Here is a 3,744-nt window from a genome sequence, read left to right as displayed (position 1 = left end):
GGAGATCGGGCCCGAGGACACGGTTCTGGTGGAGGCGGCAGGCGGAGGAATCGGAACCCTGTTGATCCAGTTGGCCAAACGAGCCGGAGCCCGGGTCGTCGCCGGTGCGAGCGGGGCCGCGAAGCGGCAGCTGGCCGCCGACCTCGGCGCCGATGCCACCGTGGACTACACGCGACCGGGATGGACCGAGGAGGCCGGTCCGGTGTCGGTCGTGCTCGAGACCGTCGGCGGACGGACGGCGCGGGAGGCTTACAGCCTGCTCACGAAACCGCGCGCCCGCATGGTGGTCTTCGGTTCGGCCAGCGGCGTCGCGGTCGAGATCAGCTCGGAGCAACTCCTACCGGTCGGCGCCTCGCTGATTCCCTTCAGCCTCGGATATCGCCCGCAACGGTGGCCGGAGCTGGCCCGCCGAGCCGCGGACCTCACGGTGCGCGGTGAACTCACCCCCGTCATCGGCACGGTGCTGCCCCTGGCCGAAGCGGCGACCGCCCATCGGGCGTTCGAAGACCGCACGGCCATCGGGAAGACCATCCTCACCCCCTGACCGCGCATCGGAAACGTGCGGCCATCGAGCTCGAACGGCGCACGGCAAGGTACGCCGGCCGGCCGACGCGCGACAGCATCCGCACCGGTGGCGATGCCGCCGGTGCGAAATGCCGTCGCGGTGCCCGCGAACTTCCCGCGCGGCGCGTCAATCCCAGCTGTCGATCTTGACGTCGTGGGGATGCGGGGCGCCCTTCTCGGTTTCGATCAGCGATTTCAGGCTCAGCAGGTAGACCGCCCACTTGGTGCTGCAGTGGTGCATGAAGTCCACCGGCTCCTTCCACCCTCGGTGCGCGAAGAGCACGGTGGTGTAGTCGCCCGCCTGATCGAGGCTCCAGTCCACCTGGGTGCCGATCCACTCATCGGGCCCGCCGACCACCTCCCACAGCACTCGCTTTCCCGGGTCGAGCTCGCGCACCCGCATGTCGAATCCACCTGCCGCGAAGCGGAATTCGAGCAGGCCGCCGAGCTCGCCGCCGTCCCCCTCGGTATCGGCCGTCCACCACCCGGCGAGCCCCTCGGTGGTGGTCAAGGCGGCGTAGACCTCGTCCACCGGCGACTTGATGCCCACTTTGTGCAGAATGTCCACCATTTCGATTCCTCTTTCCGTTGTTCTCGTAACCGCGTGATCTCACTGCTGATCTTGTTTGCGCTGAATCGCCTCCGCGATGCGCTTGATGCGCCGGAGCCTGGCGTCCCACGCCGCCCCGACCGCGGACAACTGAGCGACCGCGCGCGCGAGTTGCGCCTCGTCCACTTGGTACCGCCGCTCCCGCCCGGCGGGCGTGCCGTGCACCAAACCGACGCGGTCGAGCACGACGAGATGTTTGGCGACCGCCTGCCGCGTGACGGGCAGCCGCTCACTGAGGCTGGTGGCCGTGCCGTTCCCCTCCGCGAGGAGCAGATCGAGCATCCGCCTGCGCATCGGGTCCCCGATGGCGGACCACAGGTCGTCGTCGACTGCGGCGGTCACGGCGTCGACACCAGCCGCACGATGTACTCCCCGAGCCGGGGGACGAAGGTGTCCCATCCCATGCTGTGGTCGCGGTACAGCTCCTCGAGCTTCGCCGCCTCCCAACCCATTTCCCGGAAACCCGTCTCGGTGAGCCGGATCTTGGTACCAGCGCCCGACGGGGTGAGCTCGAAGGTCACCAGCAGCGAACCGGCGGAATCGTCGATCGCGCCGCCCGCATAGCACCAGCGGAACGAGAACAATCGGGGTGGCTCGGCCCGTACCACCTTGATGGGGACGACCTCGGCCCGGTCACCCCAGACGAGTTCACCGACCGCGCCCGGCGCCGTTTCGAACTCGGCGCCGTCGCTCCACCATTCCGCGATGTGCTCCGGGCTGCTGACGACCTCGAAGACCACCTCGGGCGAGGCGTCGACGTGCATCTCCCGTTCGATACTGCCGTACTCCATATCCAGGACCTCCATATGCAACGTTTGGTTGCGCATGACGTTAGTCGGCCAACTCTCGCGACGCAACCATTGGTTGCATATTTGATCGACGGCCGGCCCGTGGGCCACATGTCTCGAACTGCCGACTCGGCGCCCAGCGGCCGCCACGAAACGCCGACGCGACTATCGCTTCCGGGCAGTGGCAGCCGGCGCCGTCGGCGGGCACGCCCTCTCGGCGCAGCCGGACGCGCTACCGATGCTGACCCGCCACGCGGAGGCCGGCTTCATACTCGCAGCACCGCAACGCTTGCAGCCGAATGTCCTTCGCGGCGGGGAAGCCGTCCGCCGGGTTGCCCACCTCGTCCGGTGTCGCCGGATCCAGTGGAAGTCGGCGGCACGAGAACGCCGTTACGATTCCGGTTTTCGGGGCATGTCTCCACCTTGTGACCGTCCTGTCGAACCACAGCCTTGCCGACGCCGCCGAAATGCGGTGCGCCTCCGACTTTCGAGACGTTCGTGCCGTGATCGGTAAGGTCGGGCGGGTGAGTAGCTGGGTGCGCCGGAAGTTCCACGGCATCGGACGAATCGATAGAGCGATCGGCGCGGCGGTCGCCGAACTGCCCGCTTCGGCGGTCGACCACGGTTTGCTGCGGCTCACCGGCAGCGCCGATTTCAGCGGACTGTGGCTGGTTCTCGCGACGCTGCTGGCCACCCGCCAAGGCGCGCCGCGGCGGGCCGCGCTGCGCGGTGTCGTCTCCGTCGCGGGAGCCAGTTTCGTCGTCAACGTCGGCCTCAAGTCACTGATCGCACGGCGCAGGCCGGCCGCCGAACTCCTGCCGGTGCACCGGCGACTCGTTCCGGCCCCGAGGTCCTCCTCGTTCCCCTCGGGACACAGCGCCTGCGCCGCGGCGTTCGCCACCGCTGTCGCGCTGGAAAGTCCGCGTACCGCACTGGTTGTCGCCCCGCTGGCCGCCACCGTCGCCTACTCGCGGGTGCACACCGGCGTGCACTGGAGCTCCGATGTGCTCGTCGGGGCGGCCGTCGGCTCCGGTGTCGCCCTCGCCACGCGGCGCTGGTGGCCGGTGCGCGAATCCGACGAGGCGCAGGCCCGCCCGGTCCGCGAGGTGCCCGCGCTGGTGGAGGGCAAAGGCTTGGTGGTCATGGTGAATCCGGTATCCGGCGACCCGAATTACGATCCCACCGACGATGTCGCCGCCGCCCTGCCCGCCGCCACCGTGCTGCGCACGCAGCCCGACCTGGACTGTGCCGACCAACTCGAGCAGGCCATCGCCGAGCACGGTGAGCCCGTGCTGGCGGTCGGCGTCGCCGGCGGTGACGGCACGGTGGCCGCGGTGGCCGCGGTCGCGTTGCGCCACGAGCTGCCGCTGGTCGTCATCCCCACCGGCACGCTCAACCACTTCGCCCGCGATCTCGGCGTCTACGATCTGCGCGAGGTGATCGACGCCACCGGGGCAGGCGAGGCGGTGGCGGTGGACATCGCCAGCGTCGAATGCCAGGACGGCACCGGTTCCCGCACCCGGCATCTGATCAACACCGCCAGCCTCGGCGCCTATCCGGACCTGGTGCAGCTGCGCGAGAAGTGGCAGTCGCGCTGGGGCAAGTGGCCCGCGTTCGCCGCCGCGCTCGTGGTGACCCTGCACCGGGCCGAGCCGCTGGAGATCTGCCTGGACGGGCGCTGGCAGCGGGTGTGGTTCCTGTTCGTCGGCAACGGTCCCTACCACCCGCACGGCGCGGTGCCCGCATTTCGCGACCGGCTGGACGCCGGACTGCTCGACATCC

General features: G+C 69.6%; 5 protein-coding genes. 2 read left to right on the top strand and 3 right to left on the bottom strand.

Annotation, left to right across the window (positions count from 1 at the left end; genetic code table 11):
• Positions 1-544: quinone oxidoreductase family protein (locus ON21_RS30660; RefSeq protein ID WP_039803784.1), on the top strand; the 544-nt coding region annotated here is incomplete at its 5' end.
• 147 nt (positions 545-691) lie between these two features.
• Here ON21_RS30660 and ON21_RS30655 read toward each other — a convergent pair.
• From ON21_RS30655 to ON21_RS30645, 3 genes are read right to left on the bottom strand one after another with little or no spacing between them, the layout of a single operon-like run.
• Positions 692-1,135 carry an SRPBCC family protein gene (locus ON21_RS30655; RefSeq protein ID WP_039803782.1) on the bottom strand — a complete coding sequence of 148 codons (444 nt, stop codon included), beginning with the start codon at positions 1,133-1,135 and terminating at the stop codon, positions 692-694.
• 39 nt (positions 1,136-1,174) lie between these two features.
• Positions 1,175-1,516 (bottom strand): ArsR/SmtB family transcription factor, encoded by a 342-nt coding sequence (locus ON21_RS30650; protein ID WP_039803780.1) that lies wholly within the window; start codon positions 1,514-1,516, stop codon positions 1,175-1,177.
• Positions 1,513-2,001 carry an SRPBCC family protein gene (locus tag ON21_RS30645; protein ID WP_245562797.1) on the bottom strand — a complete coding sequence of 163 codons (489 nt, stop codon included), beginning with the start codon at positions 1,999-2,001 and terminating at the stop codon, positions 1,513-1,515. Before ON21_RS30645 ends, ON21_RS30650 begins: the two co-directional genes overlap by 4 nt.
• Before the next feature lie 485 nt (positions 2,002-2,486).
• Here ON21_RS30645 and ON21_RS30640 point away from each other — a divergent pair.
• Positions 2,487-3,744: bifunctional phosphatase PAP2/diacylglycerol kinase family protein (locus ON21_RS30640; RefSeq protein ID WP_039803786.1), on the top strand; the 1,258-nt coding region annotated here is incomplete at its 3' end.

The sequence above is a fragment of the Nocardia araoensis NBRC 100135 genome (genome assembly GCF_000308435.1).
In the GTDB taxonomy this organism is placed as follows: domain Bacteria; phylum Actinomycetota; class Actinomycetes; order Mycobacteriales; family Mycobacteriaceae; genus Nocardia; species Nocardia araoensis.
The sequence above is the reverse complement of the archived record's forward strand: the minus strand, read 5'-3'. Positions and strand labels throughout refer to the sequence as shown.

Bases quoted from the DNA above. Each gene is read 5' to 3' on its own strand.
- ON21_RS30655 (WP_039803782.1), bottom strand. From the start codon at position 1,135: ATGGTGGACATTCTGCACAAAGTGGGCATCAAGTCGCCGGTGGACGAG.
- ON21_RS30645 (WP_245562797.1), bottom strand. From the start codon at position 2,001: ATGCGCAACCAAACGTTGCATATGGAGGTCCTGGATATGGAGTACGGC.